This window comes from Ruegeria sp. BHSC029 (assembly GCF_059613085.1).
Map to the genome: position 1 here is coordinate 250,949 of NZ_JBXWRU010000006.1, position 15,485 is coordinate 266,433.

The 15,485-nt window shown below is 56.7% G+C and carries 11 protein-coding genes; 4 read left to right on the top strand and 7 right to left on the bottom strand.

Annotated features, from left to right (window positions below):
* The first annotated feature begins 2 nt into the window (after positions 1 to 2).
* From AC2FML_RS16240 to AC2FML_RS16250, 3 genes are all read left to right on the top strand, one after another.
* Complete coding sequence (locus AC2FML_RS16240) at positions 3 to 1,439, top strand: hypothetical protein (RefSeq protein ID WP_496783864.1); 1,437 nt, start codon at positions 3 to 5, stop codon at positions 1,437 to 1,439.
* Entirely contained in the window at positions 1,436 to 3,055 is a 1,620-nt protein-coding gene (locus AC2FML_RS16245) for an Hsp70 family protein (RefSeq protein WP_496783865.1), read from the top strand. The genes AC2FML_RS16240 and AC2FML_RS16245 overlap by 4 nt, the downstream gene beginning before the upstream one ends.
* Before the next feature lie 91 nt (positions 3,056 to 3,146).
* A complete protein-coding gene (locus AC2FML_RS16250) occupies positions 3,147 to 5,762 on the top strand; it encodes a 3'-5' exonuclease (RefSeq protein WP_496736196.1) in 2,616 nt (871 codons plus the stop codon).
* Between the two features lie 66 nt (positions 5,763 to 5,828).
* Here AC2FML_RS16250 and AC2FML_RS16255 read toward each other — a convergent pair whose 3' ends face one another.
* Positions 5,829 to 6,293 (bottom strand): very short patch repair endonuclease, encoded by a 465-nt coding sequence (locus tag AC2FML_RS16255; RefSeq protein ID WP_496736194.1) that lies wholly within the window; start codon positions 6,291 to 6,293, stop codon positions 5,829 to 5,831.
* Between the two features lie 67 nt (positions 6,294 to 6,360).
* Here AC2FML_RS16255 and AC2FML_RS16260 point away from each other — a divergent pair, with 67 nt between their 5' ends.
* Positions 6,361 to 7,962, top strand: coding sequence for a DNA cytosine methyltransferase (locus tag AC2FML_RS16260; protein ID WP_496783866.1), 1,602 nt, complete (start codon positions 6,361 to 6,363; stop codon positions 7,960 to 7,962).
* Positions 7,963 to 7,998: 36 nt separating this feature from the next.
* Here the strand turns inward: AC2FML_RS16260 and AC2FML_RS16265 are convergent, their stop codons facing one another.
* From AC2FML_RS16265 to AC2FML_RS16290, 6 genes are all read right to left on the bottom strand, one after another.
* Positions 7,999 to 8,760 (bottom strand): DUF6339 family protein, encoded by a 762-nt coding sequence (locus AC2FML_RS16265; RefSeq protein ID WP_496736188.1) that lies wholly within the window; start codon positions 8,758 to 8,760, stop codon positions 7,999 to 8,001.
* A complete protein-coding gene (locus AC2FML_RS16270; RefSeq protein ID WP_496783867.1) occupies positions 8,757 to 9,593 on the bottom strand; it encodes a hypothetical protein in 837 nt (278 codons plus the stop codon). Before AC2FML_RS16270 ends, AC2FML_RS16265 begins: the two co-directional genes overlap by 4 nt.
* Positions 9,590 to 11,599, bottom strand: coding sequence for a hypothetical protein (locus AC2FML_RS16275; RefSeq protein ID WP_496783868.1), 2,010 nt, complete (start codon positions 11,597 to 11,599; stop codon positions 9,590 to 9,592). Before AC2FML_RS16275 ends, AC2FML_RS16270 begins: the two co-directional genes overlap by 4 nt.
* Positions 11,600 to 12,329: 730 nt before the next feature.
* Positions 12,330 to 13,229 carry a plasmid partitioning protein RepB C-terminal domain-containing protein gene (locus tag AC2FML_RS16280; protein WP_496783869.1) on the bottom strand — a complete coding sequence of 300 codons (900 nt, stop codon included), beginning with the start codon at positions 13,227 to 13,229 and terminating at the stop codon, positions 12,330 to 12,332.
* Positions 13,229 to 13,885 (bottom strand): plasmid partitioning protein RepB C-terminal domain-containing protein, encoded by a 657-nt coding sequence (locus AC2FML_RS16285; RefSeq protein WP_496783870.1) that lies wholly within the window; start codon positions 13,883 to 13,885, stop codon positions 13,229 to 13,231. Before AC2FML_RS16285 ends, AC2FML_RS16280 begins: the two co-directional genes overlap by 1 nt.
* On the bottom strand, positions 13,885 to 15,426 hold the full coding sequence (locus AC2FML_RS16290) for a recombinase family protein (RefSeq protein ID WP_496783871.1): 1,542 nt from the start codon (positions 15,424 to 15,426) through the stop codon (positions 13,885 to 13,887). Before AC2FML_RS16290 ends, AC2FML_RS16285 begins: the two co-directional genes overlap by 1 nt.
* Positions 15,427 to 15,485: the final 59 nt, after the last annotated feature.

Genomic DNA, 15,485 nt, shown 5'->3' on the forward strand with positions numbered 1-15,485 from the left:
GCATGAGCCAAAAGGAAGACGCTCCAGGAAAAGGCGACCAGCTTGTTGAGCCTGATGTCGTGGCTGCTCTGCGCAAGGTCATCCAGGACCGCAGGCTCACCAAGGAGTTTGTCGAGACCGACGAGTTCGGGCGTATTCTTGGAGGGCTGCGTGAAACTATTCTGAAGGGAAGCCCTTTGGACGTTTGGAGCAGCCTGTCGATTGCGGGACGGGCAGCCTCGGTTTCCAAGCCAATGGAAAACGTCTTCTTCCCGATCGTGGACCAGCGAGTTGACGCAGGTTTGCCCTCCTTTGAGGCGCTCCAGGATGGCGAAGATCGTTGGTACCTTGCAAAAGCCTTGCAGCGAAATCCTTCACCGGAAGTGGTGGAGATTGCCTTTTCAGAAATTGTTCGAGATGACCTCGGGGAGAAGGCAAGGCGAGTATGGGTGGAAGTCGCTCTGGCTGCGGCCGAGACTCGTGACGAATTTCTCAAACGAATTAACGGGAATGTCGATCTCCTGTTTGGATCGGCACGTAATCGATCCGATACACTGGCGCGCCGCATCAGACGTATCAATTCTGCAATCAGCGAGAAGCTGATAACGTCCGATTTGCCGGCCGGATCCGAGTTCAGTCACCAGCTCAGGATACTGTATTCTGGCCATCTCTCCGAGGAGGGACCGGAAGACCGACGCCTGCGAGACGAAGCGGCTCTCGAATTGATGTCGTCCCTTACAGATGTGGTCCGCCTGTCTTTTGCCGCTGCTTCCGATCCGAGCTCGTATTTTATTGCTCAAGACTTAAGAAACTGGTGGAGGCCAGCGTCCCCACCACAGGAGTTTGAGGCGATATCTCGCAGGTTGGTACGTCATGGTGCCGAAGCATTGCATGTATTCGCACGTCAGGGTCTTCGGAACGATGCGCTGCGAAAAAGCCTCGTTGCGATAGGTGGTAGCAATCTCTTGGGGCGTGTCGCGCGGGAGATCGTCGACCGCGATTCCAGCCTGCCTGAGGATCTTTCAACCTGGTTCTGCACCGGTGAAGAACCTGCAAAGCGGCATTCGAGTGCCGCAGTGGAAGCCCTTTCCGGCGAGCGCTTGGATACAGATGTATCGCGGCTGCTCGTTTATGTGAGATCTTCCGAATTTGACGGAGCCGCAATCGAAAGAATTGCCGACGATGTGAGTGAGCTCATGCCGGACGAGGGAAAGTTGATCTCTGACATCTCCGGAAGAGCGAAGCAGGTCTCACAAGTTGTGCAGTCCCTGGCCAAGAGGCTTCATATCAGTCTCTTCCTTGATACTGGCGAAGTCGTTCAATTTGATCCCGCGCAGCATGATGCGATCAATGAGGGCCCTATTGGTGCAAATGTCCTGGTTGTCAGGCCGGGCACCCGAAAGGCCGAGCCAAATCGGTCGCCGCGCATATTACTCAAGCCGAAGGTAAAGCATTCATGAACGAGGAATTTGCAAAGCTCATTCTTCAGGGCCTCATTGAACGCGCATCGTCCGACAGAAAGAACACCTTTCTGTCAGAAGCCGAATTGAAGGCGCTTCAGTGTTTAATCGGTATCCAGCAAGAAGTGCCGGCAGACGACGCCCCTCGGATCGAACCTGTTTCAGCGCTTGAGGATTTTCAGCCGCTCGTCAAGTGGTTGCCCGAGACCCCTTCAGATGAGGAAAGGCTCGTCTGCATTGACTTCGGGACTTCATTTTCAAAGGCCTATGCTAGCGACGGAGATGATCCCGAAGAAGCCCCTGAACTGATCGATATCGCGCTATCCCCCGATGCTGAAGGATCAGCGCGATATCTCATGCCCTCCGAGCTCCTGATACATCGGGGTGAGATTTACTTCGGACGGTCCGCGCGAAAGATCTTTGACGACATAGCCGCCGAGCAGGACCAGCTAATTGATAACCCGAAACAGTACATGACCTTGAGCAAGGATGTTTCGAACCTCGAGAAACGTATGTTGCCCGAAGCCAAGGATCCGGATGGGATCTTTGCGGAAAGGGATGCTCTCGTTCTCTATCTTTCTCACCTTGTAAGAATGGTGGACCAGTCTCTTGCTTCAGTTGGGCTGCCGCAGTCCCTTTCGATGCGCTACACACATCCGGCATGGAAGAAGGAAATCGCAGAGCAGAACTCAATCTCGATGCGTCGGATCGTTGCGGAGGCGATTGCCCTCGCGCGGAGCTACCCTTCGGATTTCGATGCGCAGCTGGACGTCCGTCGGGCATCGAAGCTTCTGCTGGCCGCCAGACAGGCCTCTGACGAGGATTTGCCGTTCGATATTCTCAAGGAAGCTGTTGCTGAAGCTACGGCGGCGGGTGCCGGTGCGTTGATGGAGGCGCAACCGACCGGGAGGCAACATTTCGTTATCCTTGATATTGGCGCAGGTACAACCGATGTTGCGGGATGCATATGCGTAAAGGGAAGGGGCCAGCGCGCAAAGGTGTGGGAGATCCAGAGCGCGCGCGATGCCAAGAACCTTGCAGGTAATGCGATAGACAACGCGCTCCAGAAATTCATTCTGGAGCACAGTTCTCTCGCAAAGGGCAGCACTGAGTATTTGCAGGCGGAGCGAGCGCTGCGCCGGACCATCCGAGCCGAGAAGGAAACACTTTTTTCGACGGGTGAAGTTCTCGTCGAACTTGTCACCGACGAGCTTGTCGAGGTCTCCCTTGAGGACTTTCGTCGCGATCCGATGGTCGAAAAGATCTATGGCTCGATCAAGGATATGGTCTCCAAGGCAGCATTCGCGATCAGGGAAAGCAATGCGAGGGTCTATCTTGTTCCAACGGGGGGTGGCGCAAGCCTGTCATTGATCGAGGAGCTTGTTTCCGAACCTCTTGTGGACGGTGACCAAAGGGTGAAGCTTGAACTGAGCGATGCCATGCCCGAACAGCTGAAGGAAGCCTACCCGGAGATTGAACCCTACTATCCTCAGTTGGCGGTGGCGATCGGTGGGGCCCATCCCGCGCTGCCGGAACAGAAGCCGGCCATAGAACACTTTGAGGGTGATCCCGGGCCAAAGGTTCTCAGGCCCATATACACTTCTCCACATTCCTGAAGCCTGCGGCTTAGATTAATTTTAGCGACGGAGTCTTTCGGTCGAAATTGATTTGGCGACCATACCGAAAAGTCCAACGAGGTCAGAATATATGGCTAAACAAACGCAGCAAACGAAGTTGGAGGAGCAGGACGTTGCACTGCTTCGACACAAGGATTTTGATGCATCTCTTCACAAACTATTCAGGCTTGGCGGGCAGAACAAGAAGCGATTTGAAAAGGCCTCAGGCATTATTGAGGCGATCAGCCATGGTGGATTGGATGATCTGAAGAGATTCCCAATCACCAATCATGGTGAGAGCAGAATCAAGTCATGTGTGAAATTTGACCTAGGCGATGGCTTCCGTTTGATCACTCAACAGGCCAATAAATGCATTGTACTGCTGTTCGTCGGAAACCACGATTCCTGTGAAGCATGGTTGAACAGGAACAGGGGTTTGGAGGTCGCCTTCGACAGGGAGGTCGGTACACTTCGGCCGATTTACAAATCCGCTCCTGAACAGGGCGTTGTCTTGTCTCTTTCAGCGAAACCCTCCGAAGGACCGATCCTCGAAAAACTTTCCTCATCCAGGGTTGATGAACTACTGGAAAGTGTCCCGGCAAGAACAGTTGTGAAGTTGAGCCAACTGGATGGAACCGTGACAGCCAATGAGATTCACGGGATTTGCGAGGACATTTCGTCGACCGATAGGCGAAACCTCGTTGAGGACGTGCTTTGCCATCTCGCGGCGGATGATGTCGAGAACGCCGAGCTGCGCCTTGACGAATTCCTTGGTCGAACGAAGACAATCGAGAACAGTGAGTTATCAGAGGTGCTCGCGGTCAAGGATGGCGACACAATCAGGCGGCTTGTAGTCGGATCCGAGGAATATGACGAATGGCTCAAACGCTTCTCCCTCGAAGGTGATCATCTTGAGTGGATGCTGTTCATGCACCCTGAACAGGAAAGGATCGTGGAGGAGGACTTCGAAGGCGCTTCGCAGCTCTCCGGTGTTTCCGGCTCCGGCAAGACCTGCATTGCAGTACGCCGTGCGCTTCGACTTGCAGGCTCCAGCGACGCCGAAAAGATTCTTCTGGTTACCTTGAACCGGAGTCTCGCTGGCTTGATCTCAAAGCTGGTGGACGCTGCAGCGGACAGTTCGGAGATCCGGTACCGTGTGAAGGTGACGTCTTTCTTCGAGTTGTGTCAGGAGTTTCTAGGCGAGTTCGAGCCCGACAGAGTGCACTACTACGACGCTGTTTCATGGAAGCTCAATGAACACATCGATGAGGTGTTCAGGGAATATTACCGCTGCTGGACGAACTCCCGGACTGCGGAGGTTCTGGTTCCGATACACCAAAGCCTTTGCGCGCAGAGCATCAACTCGGAGACCTATCTTCGCGAGGAGTTCGACTGGATCCGCACGGCTCTGTCTCCGGAGACGAGAACTGACTATGCCGATTCCAAGAAGACCCAGCGATTGGGGCGCACTCATCCAATCCAGGAGGAGTGGCGTCGAGCCATCCTGAAGGGTCTCGACGGCTGGGAACAGAAGATGGAGGCCGTCGGGGTCATCGACTATCTCGGCCTGACCACTGCCCTCTTGCGCTACAAGGACAAGCTCTCAAATCGCTTCACGAGGGTGGTGATCGACGAGGCCCAGGACTTCGGGACCATGGAACTCTCGATCCTGCGGCAATTGGTGCCTCCGGGTCCAAATGACATCTTCCTGTGCGGAGACATAGCCCAACATATCCTGCCCAAGCATCGAGTGCTCCCGGAAGCTGGTATCGACATTGGCGGCCGGAGACGCAGGATCCAGCGCAACTACCGGAACACAAGACAGATTCTGGAGGCGGCATATCATGTGCTCTACCAGAACCTGCATGATGAAATGCTGGATCGTCCTGAAAAGGATCTTGAGATCCTCGACCCGAAGTATGCAAATCGTTCCTCTAACGAGCCCCTCGTGCTGAAGGCAGGGTCTCTGGAGGAGGAAATTGGATATGCAAGGACCGTTGTCAATTCGCACCTGAAGCAACATCCAAACTCCAATTGCTGTATTGCTCTTGCCGGGTACTCAACGTGCGAAGTGGAGAGATTTGCCAAGAAACTTGGCTTGCGGGCCCTTGATGGCAGCGGGGGATTTCTGCACGACCATCTCGTTCTGTCCGATCTCGAGCAGACCAAGGGGTACGAATTCGACCTCGTTGTGATCGTCAACTGCTGCGAAGGGGTGCTTCCACCTCATGACACGCCAGCCGACGAGATGTATCGCGACGGGTGTCGACTTTATGTCGCGATGACGCGTGCGAAGAATGACCTGTATTTGTCATATCACGGAGAGCCGAGCCCTTGGCTGCAGTCTGCCAGAGAAAAGCTCTCCTTCTTTGACTGGGACGAAGTGGAAGAGCTCGATACCGAGTTCGTCACGCAGGCGCCGGAAAAGATTCCCGAGCTGGAAGAGAGTGATCACAGTGATGTTGGGGCACTGAATGGTGAACAGTATTGCTACACGGGATACGTTCTGGGCTTATCGCACGAAGCCCAGCAGAAGCTGCGTGAACTGGTTGATGGTCGCGGCCTGACCAGAAATCGGGAGAGAGTGAAATGGAGATCGGTCCGGGACCTGAAGCGGGACCTCGAGTCGTCGCCACGTGCTCGCAGCATCTTCGGTCCCAAGACATCTGTTGAATTGAGAGACAACCTCAAGGCCATCCCGGATTAGGGGGAGTTCGTGCTTAAATCATTGTGCTGTGAGAGCATACTGGCAGGCTGGGGCCCCGGCCTGCCGTCATGAAGGTGATCCATCTACTTGTCCGATCTCGATCCGTTGCTCATTGGTGTTGAGCCAGGCAGAAAGAACGTCGACCGAAGCCGCAACCTGATCCTGTTTTCGAAGGGCGCATTCCCAGACTGTGGCCACGCGCCATCCCGCGTCCATCAGCGTTGTCTGGACGGAGCGGTCGCGTAGAACGTTCGCTTCGAACTTGGCTTTCCAGAACTCGGGGCGCGTTGAAGGGATCGTGGCGTAGCGGCAGCCCTCGTGCCGATGCCAGAAGCAGCCATGGACGAAGACGACGGCGCGATACCTGGCCAATACCAGATCGGGCCGTCCCTGTACATTCTTCGGATGAAGCCGGAATCGAAAGCCACGAGCGTGCAGCGCCTGCCGAAGCACGAGTTCGGGTCTTGTGTTCTTTCCCCTTATCCCGGCCATCATCCGGGAGCGGGTCTTCTGGTCCACTATGTCAGTCACAAGCGCCCTGGTCTTCCTTCTCGAAATTGGTATATAGCGTTCAACTGGAATTCGACAGGAATCTGATTTGCCTCCTTCATTCGGTATTGTTGATCTGTTTGCCGGTCCGGGGGGGCTCGGTGAGGGGTTCGCTTCTCTTGTCGAAGATGGGCATTTCCCATTCCGGATCGGTATTTCGGTCGAGAAGGAAGCATCGGCCCACCGCACCCTGACGCTACGCGCGTTCCTGCGCGAATACCGGGCGTGTCATGGAACCTTGCCTCAAGAGTTCATCGATTTTCATGCAGGCCTGATCAGCGAGCCTGACTGGTCATCGGTCGAGGGCGAGGCCTGGCGCATGGCCATCGAAGAAGCACGTGCTCTCGAGCTCGGGACCGAAAATGCTGCTGCCGTGATCGACGGTTCCATCGCAACTCTTCGGAAGGATTACGATGATACAGTCCTGATCGGTGGTCCTCCTTGCCAAGCATACTCCCTTGTCGGTCGGGCTCGGGCGAAAGGCAAGGTCGGCTACGTGCCCGAGGAGGATGAGCGACACTATCTGTTCCGCGAATACATTAGGGTGCTCGACAAGCTCCGACCTGCTGCCTTCGTGATGGAAAACGTCAAGGGCATGTTGTCCTCGACGGTCGAGAGCCGTCTTGTCTTCGAGATGTTGATGGAGGACCTGTCTTCACTTGGTACTGGTCGAGGCCATCACTATGAGCTTCGGGCGATCCGGGTCGAGGAGGGAAGAGCCAGCCTGCGAGAGGTCGGGCAGCCGTCTGATTTCATTGTGCGTGCCGAGCAGTTCGGAGTGCCCCAGCGACGCCACAGGGTTATCATCGTCGGAATCCGATCCGATCTCGCAGGCAAAGCTGCCGGGGCAGAGATCTCTGCCTCCTCTATCCCGCGGACTGTCAAGGATGCGATCGGCACGATGCCAGAGCTTCGAAGCGGTATCAGCCGCGGCCGGGATGATGCATCGGAGTGGCGAAAGGAAGTGGTGGAGGCCGCAAGAGTACTGGCCGAGATCTACACGGGAACGGAGAGCGCCCCACTTCGGGAGGCATTTTCGACGGTTGCAAGGCGCATGAAGAACGATGCGCCGAGCCGCAGATCAGCATCAACGCTTCCGGAAGGCTATGGAAGTTCAAATGACGACCTCCTGAGCTGGCTAGAACGTCCGGAGCTGCGTGCGACTGCTCAGCACGAGACGCGTGGGCACATGGTGTCGGATCTGGGGCGCTATCTTTTTGCGGCGGTGTTCGGTGCGGTCCGTGGGTACAGCCCGAAGGCCGGAGATTTTCCCTTGGCACTAAGTCCGGACCACCGCAACTGGCACAGTGGCGTCTTCAATGACCGCTTCCGTGTCCAGCTTGCCGAGAAGGCCTCGACAACTGTTACGAGTCATATCTCCAAGGATGGCCACTATTTCATTCACCCGGATCCGGTGCAATGCCGAAGCCTCACCGTGCGCGAAGCGGCACGCCTGCAGACGTTCCCTGATGACTACCTGTTCCTCGGCAACCGGACACAGCAGTATGTGCAGGTTGGGAATGCTGTGCCTCCGTTCCTAGCACGGCAGATCGCGGCCCTAATTCTCAACGTTCTAGAGACGCGAAGCGCGGAAGAAAACGATGACATCGAGGACCCTATGACATTTGGGGCGGTTCCGGACATCGCCTAGCTGTCTTAAAGCGGGGAGACCTCGAAAGCGGAAGCCTCAAGCAGCCTTCTTCGCAATATGTGACTGGGCTCGGGAAGCACATGTGTCCATAAGCGCGTCGGCCTCATCGTCGGAGAGAGCCTCGAAGAGGATTCCGCCGCCGTCGCGGTTCAGTGCAATCATGAATTCCCTGAAGGCTCTCTCGCTCGACGTGATCCATGGCTCCCTTCGCATTGCGCGGACGACGGCTCTCGCAAGCGGCTTCCGAGCAGCCGTATTCGTGCGTTCGACAAAGTTGCTACGGATATCTGCGGTCTTCAGGATAAGTCGCAACGCGCCTTCGGGATCATCCGGATCTGCGATGCTGGCGATGTGCATGTTCCACCAAAGGCGGGATAGTGCATTGTCGTCGCGGATCGCAGTAAGACCTTGAGCAAACATGTGGATCCTGACCTGGGCGTCGAGCGGCTCACCGCTGTTCCCCGAGAGCCACCTGTCGCGCGCATAGCCAAGGCACTCGATGTGCGTCAGCCTGGCCCAGACACGCTCCTCCCGCGCGAGAGCAGGCGTCATACCGGGAAGAGCCTGAAACAGGATCAGGGAGTTGTCCACGTCGGCGGTTGCCGTCCTCGCTGTACCATCTAGAGTCGCCAGCAGGTCATGATCAACCTGAACCGTGCTGGTCTCGACAGCCCAGCCGTTGTCATGCTCGAGATCAAGGAAATCGCCGGCCTCGTACCGGTCACGGTTGGTCACGATGCTCTCCCTGAGCTCGGAAAGCTTCTTTTCCGAAAGAAACCTCAGCGGCAATACCGTCATCTATCTGCCTCCACTACCAACTGCTCCAGTCCGCTTGCAGGACCATCGAGAAGCTTCTGAGCGCTCTCGAGAATCGATGTATCCGTCTTGGGATCAACGCCTCGGGCATCGCAGCGGGCCGTGAACGGAGCATGCCATCGATATGACTCGTATTGGTCCGCTCCATTTTGCAGCGCATCCAGGACTTCCATCACTGCTGGAAGGTATACCGAGTTCATCACCACAGGTTTCCCGGCCTTCTGCTCGCGCAAGAGCATGATGGTTTCGTGCGTCTTCTCTCCAGCGAGAATGGTGATTCGGTCCCGCTCCAGCTCAACCTGCAACGTCCCTTCCGGAATGTCCGGTGAGCGGTCCAGTTCGAAGATGCTTTCAATGGGAGCAAGCTTGGCTTGTCCGACAGAGATAATGTGCTCTTCTCCAATCGCGATAATATCCCCGCGGCCCAGATCCACCGGCGGTGAAAACTCTGGATGAATGGTTCCAGGATCCCAGCCAGCCAGCGTGTCGTTCAACCAGACGATCGGTCGCAAGGACACCCTGTTCAGCAGAACTCCGGCAGCGAAGTCGGTGCGACCGTTGGGCCATGCCAGAGTGCGGAGTTCAGTATGATACGTATCCGTGCAGCGTACGAAGCAGCCCACTGACGCCTTGCCTGTCTCGACGAGTTGTCGGATCCCGGGTTCCGTCAGGGTGGTCTCGTGCTGAATGGAGAGCGCCCCCGTTGCGATGTTTTCGCTGAGGATGAAGGTCATGTCGAATTCACCAGCGGTGAAATCTCCTGTGTCGTGCGCGAGGACCGGATGCGGATAGCGCGTTTCTTCCGAGAACCTCATGCCGGCGTTTCCTCGACTTCTGCGCGGCTCACGGCGATCAATTCGATCGGGCCATCGTATGGTTCATCGAATGAAACGGTCACCTTGCACCTTTCGCCGTCCTTTACATCGACAGTGAGAACGCCCGAACCCGGAGCGCCTGCGTCAGCAGCCGTCACGTTCAGGCCCTCGGGTGCGTTTACACCCGTGGCCTGGACCGTCAATATGATCGGTCCTGAGGCCTCCGGAGTGAAATGAATCTCACGGGATGTAGCTGCTCCGGAACCGTCTGAACGGATCAGGTTACGCACATCGCGGAGAACGACCGGCTCGCGGTCTCCTGCCGTGCCACGACCGCCCGTGCCGCGACCGGTTCCGGAGCCGCTACCACCGCCTTTGCCGCCAGACCCTGTCCCGGTCTGGCTGCGACCGCCACGCTCACCTCCGGCAGGGCTTGATGCCTTGCGAGACTTTGATTTTCGTCGAGTGGACTCGTAAGTATATCGCTCAGGATCGTGCTCGGCGTTCGGATCGTCGGGTGTGGCTGCCTTGCCGGTTTCCGCAAAAAAACGCCCCAGCTCGTCCAAGACCACCGAGCCCTCATGCTTCACGCCGGTAGTTGCCTTGATGATCTCCCTGAGTTCCTTGCCAAGGCGCTTCATGGCTGTTGCAGCATCTGCGCGTTTGGCGGCGTCGGGAAGCCGTTCCGCCGAGAAGCCGTCATGCGCCGGGTTCTCAAGCCTCTTCAACATCACACCGGCTTCAAGATCATCCGGTTCGACCACAACAATGAAGTCGCGAGATCCGCGGAATTGTTGGAGAGGATGCCCGAAGTGCTGGAGATTGTCGGTTATCAGCATCCCATTTCGTATGAATCCTACGCGGCAGGGCATGCCCTCTTCGATCAGCACTCTGACGCGCACCTTGCCAAGCTTTGGAATAGTAAGGGTTTGTTCTTCCGCATTATCTGAGACGAGACAACGATAGAGCTGTCCTGCGAAGGTCAGATCAGCTTGGTGACCCGTGCGTTCAGCTGCATCGATGATGTCTGGCTTCGAGAACAGGTCCTCGAGTGTGTTTCGGTTTATGTTGATCCTGCCGTCGTCAACTTCGAACACCATTTGCTCGCGATGAACGGCGCAAAAGAAATTCGAGACAAGCGAATACGTCATGCGTTCCGCCCAGTCTTCAGCCGCGCGAAAGCCCATGCAAAAGATCGACGTGCCGATCTCGGTGCGTCTCATCCAGTCAGGTACCAGGGTGCGATCCGTCACAGCTCGAAATCCGTGAGGATCACCCCAATAGCCTGTAGCCCTGTGCTTGATGCCCTCGGTGCTCGTGTGAGACACCAGCTTTACCTTGCCTTGAGCGGCGAAGGCCTCGCCATCTTCGCCCTTGTAAGTCGTAGCATAAAAGACGGTCTGAAGGTCCGACACTGCAAAGGACGCATTTTTCCCGATCCCGAACGAACCACCCGAGTCGACGGTGTCCTTCGCAGTAACCCCAGAAGCCTTAACAAGCGAATGGAACGGGGTCTCTTCCTCATCAGGCGGACCAACTAGGCCTGTCGTGTTGTGATCGGCTATTTCGAGCACTGGTATTTGCTTTTTGTCTATCACCTTGGAGGCATTGGAGAAGAACTCACGTTCACGGTCTTGCTTCGCCTCGGCGCTGCAGGCCGCGATTGTGTCTTTCAGGATGTCATGGGACGGAAAGCTCGAGTGATCGAGGAGCAAGACATTGAAGGACATTCTGACTGGATGATCAGGTAGACCCGTGGCTGCGTCGCGACTGTTCTGTCCAGCTTCTCTAGCGCAGCTGGCATAGGGCGCGTCACGAAAGGTCTCAATTCCAGCGTCTCCGAGTCCTTCCTTCTCTCCTGCTTCGTTTGGCAAAAATTTCAAAACTGGTTCAACCATCTTCGAAGCCTTCCTTCCATCGCTGTCTTTGAAAGGGCTTTGCTTAAAGCCTGAAATCGCCGGAACCGCTGCTGTCGCCATCGCCGAAGCGTGATCGAGCCAGCTCAAGCTCCCGCTGCAGGGTCCGAAAGATCTTCTTCACGTCCTCATCGGAGTAGCTATAGGCGGACCGATTTGACAAATTTCCAATCAGCCGAATGTCCTTGAGGGCCCGGTTCACACGGCCCTCTGCTAGCCTCACGAAGCTCTCTCGCTTATCCTTCATTTCGCACATATAGCAATATTGCGCGTATGTTGCAACAGAGCGCCAACATTTCAAAAATGTTGCTTATGTGCGTGGGCGGCGCGACCTCGAGGTTTCACTGTTGGCGCTGTCCAGTCTGATGCAGATTGGCGAGGAAATCGTTATCGAGATGGCGGCTCGATCTCTCTGTTCCAGCTCCAGAGGCGACTTCGGCGTGTCGACTGAAGTTGGATGTTTGATCGGTCGTCACAGTATTGTCGTTTGGATGTCGGCATCACTTCGTTTGCATGTTCGCATTGGATATCGGCAAATAATGGCAAAGTTTTGCTAGGCTAGGCTGAGGCAAGTAAGGTCTGATCACCGCTGGCCGAAGCGCCATTCCGCGTGGATATGCGCTTCGGCCCGGTCGCGAGAGAATTCTCGCGAGTCTGGCCGAGTGGATAATCTCGGCGTGGTGGGCCCCGCGCGGGATCGCCGCCATCCCCACCGCTGCACTCGATCCGCCCCACCGTGCGGCGTCTCCTGCGGTCCCCGCGCTTCTATGGGTCCGGGTCCCCGAATGCAGTCCAGCCGAAATTGACCGAACTGCTCGGATCAGGAGGCCAGGGCCTCCGTCTCCGTGATCTTTTCGAACTCAGGCAGAAACTCAGGATGATACATCTCGAGATACCGAGTGATGCGAGCATTGCTGATGAGCTTGGCGACGTAGCCGCGGGCCAGAACCAGATCGAGGTGATCACTGCCGTATGTGTCCTCGACCAGGCGCAACTCTCGCTCCAAATTCGCGGACTCGCGCTCCATCAGCTCGAGTTGCTGGCGGGAGATCCCTTTCACAGCTTTCGGCTTCTCCGGATCCTTCAATTGGCTGGCCGGCGTCGCAGCCAAAAGTGAGCGGGCGTAATTGACGGTGTATTTGTTCATCGTCACCATCAGCTCTGCGGCTTCGATCTGACGCATCGGCTTCATCTTCTTCAGGATTTGGAACCCGGTCAGCGCGACCTGCTTGTCCTTGAGAAGCTCAGCTGCCTCTGGGCAGATGCCATCTAGCAAGCGCTTTTTGTCCTGCAAGGATTTGACGTTCACATTGAGCGCCCGGGCCAGCCGTTCTTCGGGAACGCCGCGCTCGAGCGCTTTCAGGATCATCTTGTGTTCCTGAATGGTGGCGAGACGGCTGATGCGCTTGTTGTAGGTGAAGGCTTCGTCGTCCGTCGAAACCTGACACGGCGCATCCTGCTCTCCGAGATCCGCCAGGATCGCGAGGCGCACGTGGCCGTCGAGCAGCATGTATTTCTCGGGATCGGATTGGTCGCGGACGACAACGAGGGGCTCGACGAGCCCAACTTCTTTGATGGAGGCGACGACCTGACGGTATTTCACTGTCTCCTTGGTTTCCTTTCGAACTGCGTAGAGCGGGCAGATCTGCTCGAGCGGCAGCTGAATGAGGTCTTTCTCAAACGCCATGTTGATCGTTTTGGAGCGCCCAGATCGTGCCATCAGAGGTCTCCCGTTCGAGCGGCCAGGCGGTCAGAGAGGTTCTTCGGAATCGTCGCCAAACCTTCGGCCCTCAGAAGGGTGACAAAGTTTTCGTCATTCAGGAGTTTGCGAAGCGCTTCCGTGATGAACATCAGCTCGTTACGTGTCGCGGTCGCCTTACGCAGAAGGACTTGTTTCTTCTCGACGTCGTTCTGATAGGTCCGGATCAAGCTTTCGACCGAAAGCGTTCGTCTCTTCTTTCGGTCTGCACTCGGTTGTCCTTTCCCGTATTGCTGACGGGCCTCAACCAGGCGTTTCGCGGCCATCAGTCGGCCGCCGCGCAGCTGGTTGTTCTCGTAGGCCTGGCGGAGAACGTCCTGCACTTCCGCGTCTTTTGCCTCAGCGATATCGACGGCAACGCTGACCGGAAGCTTTCCGCTCTCAACGGCTCTGAGCAATCTGTGCTCGCCGCTCTCGAGGAGCCGAAGGACGCCGCGGACATATTTGAGAGAAAGCTGGGTTTTGCGCGCGGCAACGGTGATCGGCCGTTTCAACCCGAGCTCGGCGATGTTGTCGACGATCTCTCTGAAAGCCTTTCGGTTCCTCACGCGCGGGTTCACCACGGTGATGCGATCCATCGGAATCAATTCGGGGGCTTGGGGTTGCGGGTCTGCCATCAGGCCACCTCCGGTACTGGGACGTGAACCGCCATGTCGAACAACCGGTCCAGCGTCTCGAAGCGATAGGCATCGAGCGACAAGCCTTTGTGCTCGGCCAGGCGAATGCGGGGGAGAGTCATGTCGAGGCTGGGGAGCAGGTAGTAATCGAGCGGACGCTGGTTCGGCCGATCCATGCGCACGGCAATCGTGATGTCCGGTTTGAGGCTCATGTCGAAGCGGATATTCCACCGGAGAGACCCCGCATTGGTTTCGCTGCACCGGACGATAACGAGGGACGCGGTGAATTCGCCATTGATCGTGAGCAGGTCTTTCCGGGGATGCCGCTCTACTTTGCCGCCCGAAGCTTCGATGCCGGCAATCGTCTCGGCGACAATATTCGGATGGAGCTCGCGCAAGCGCCGATTGATTTCGATGTACCTGTAGTCCCGATCTGGCTTGAACCCGACCAACTGGTAGGCGCGAAGGAGGCTCCCAAACCGTGATCGGTACGCGCTGCTCGATGGCAACGCTTTAGCTTCGTCTATGACGAGACCAGACAGAAAGCCCTCGGCCTCGAATACTTCCTTCAAGCCTTCGAGCATTTCGTCGTCGGTGAGCTTGCTCGATCGCGCGGTGATGATGGCGTTTGCGGCGGCAAAGAGATCAGGATCGACGATGCCCTCGAAGGCACCCTCGGCTCTGACCCATATCTCGGGATCGTTTTGCACACGCCGTTTCTTCAGTTTGAAGGAGCTGCGGTTCCAGACATTGTTGCCGATGTATTTCTCGTTGATCAGGATTTGATGCACGGTCCCGCGGGTCCAGGCCCGTTCGAGGTCTGTCAGGATGCCTCGGGCATTTAGAACCTCGGCGATTTCGGCCTCGGACTTTCGATCTACCACGAAGGCGTGGAATATCTCTTGGACTATGGCGATTTCTTCGGCCGGGCCCGGGACAAGGGTGACCCGATCCGTCTGAATGCTTTTATGCTCGCCGCGCTCCAGAACGCCTTTCGCGACCCCATGTTCGTCGATCAGCATGCGCCGCAAGCCGAAGCCAGGCGGGCCGCCTTGGCGATAGCCGAGTTCGATCAGTCGGCATTGGCCCGTGAAGACTTTCTGCGAAAGTTCCCGACTGTACTCGCCCGCCATGGCGCGCTTGACGCCTTTGACGATCGTCGAGACCGGGCCGCCATCGTTCTCGAACTGCTCGGCGCAGTAGATCACGGAGATACCGGCGCGTTTGCAGATGTACTCGTAATAGGCGCTCTCATCTGCATCCTGAAACCGGCCCCAGCGGCTGATATCGTAGACGAGCACCGCTTCGAAATCGGCTTTGCCGGATTGAATATCGTCGATGAGCTGCTTGAGCCCATCTCGGCCCTGGATCCTTAGACCGCTCTTTCCCTCATCCGAATAGGTGCGGACGATCTCGATCCCGCGCTGCTCAGCGTAATGCGCGATCGCGTCCGACTGGTTCTCGGTCGAATAGCGTTGGTGCTCGGTCGACATGCGGACGTATTGAGCGGCGCGCCGAGGCTGCGCTCCCTTTGGCGCCATTGCGCCTCCGTCATGTCCGTCCCTCCAGCTCAAGAACCGAGCCTTTCATTTTTCGCCTT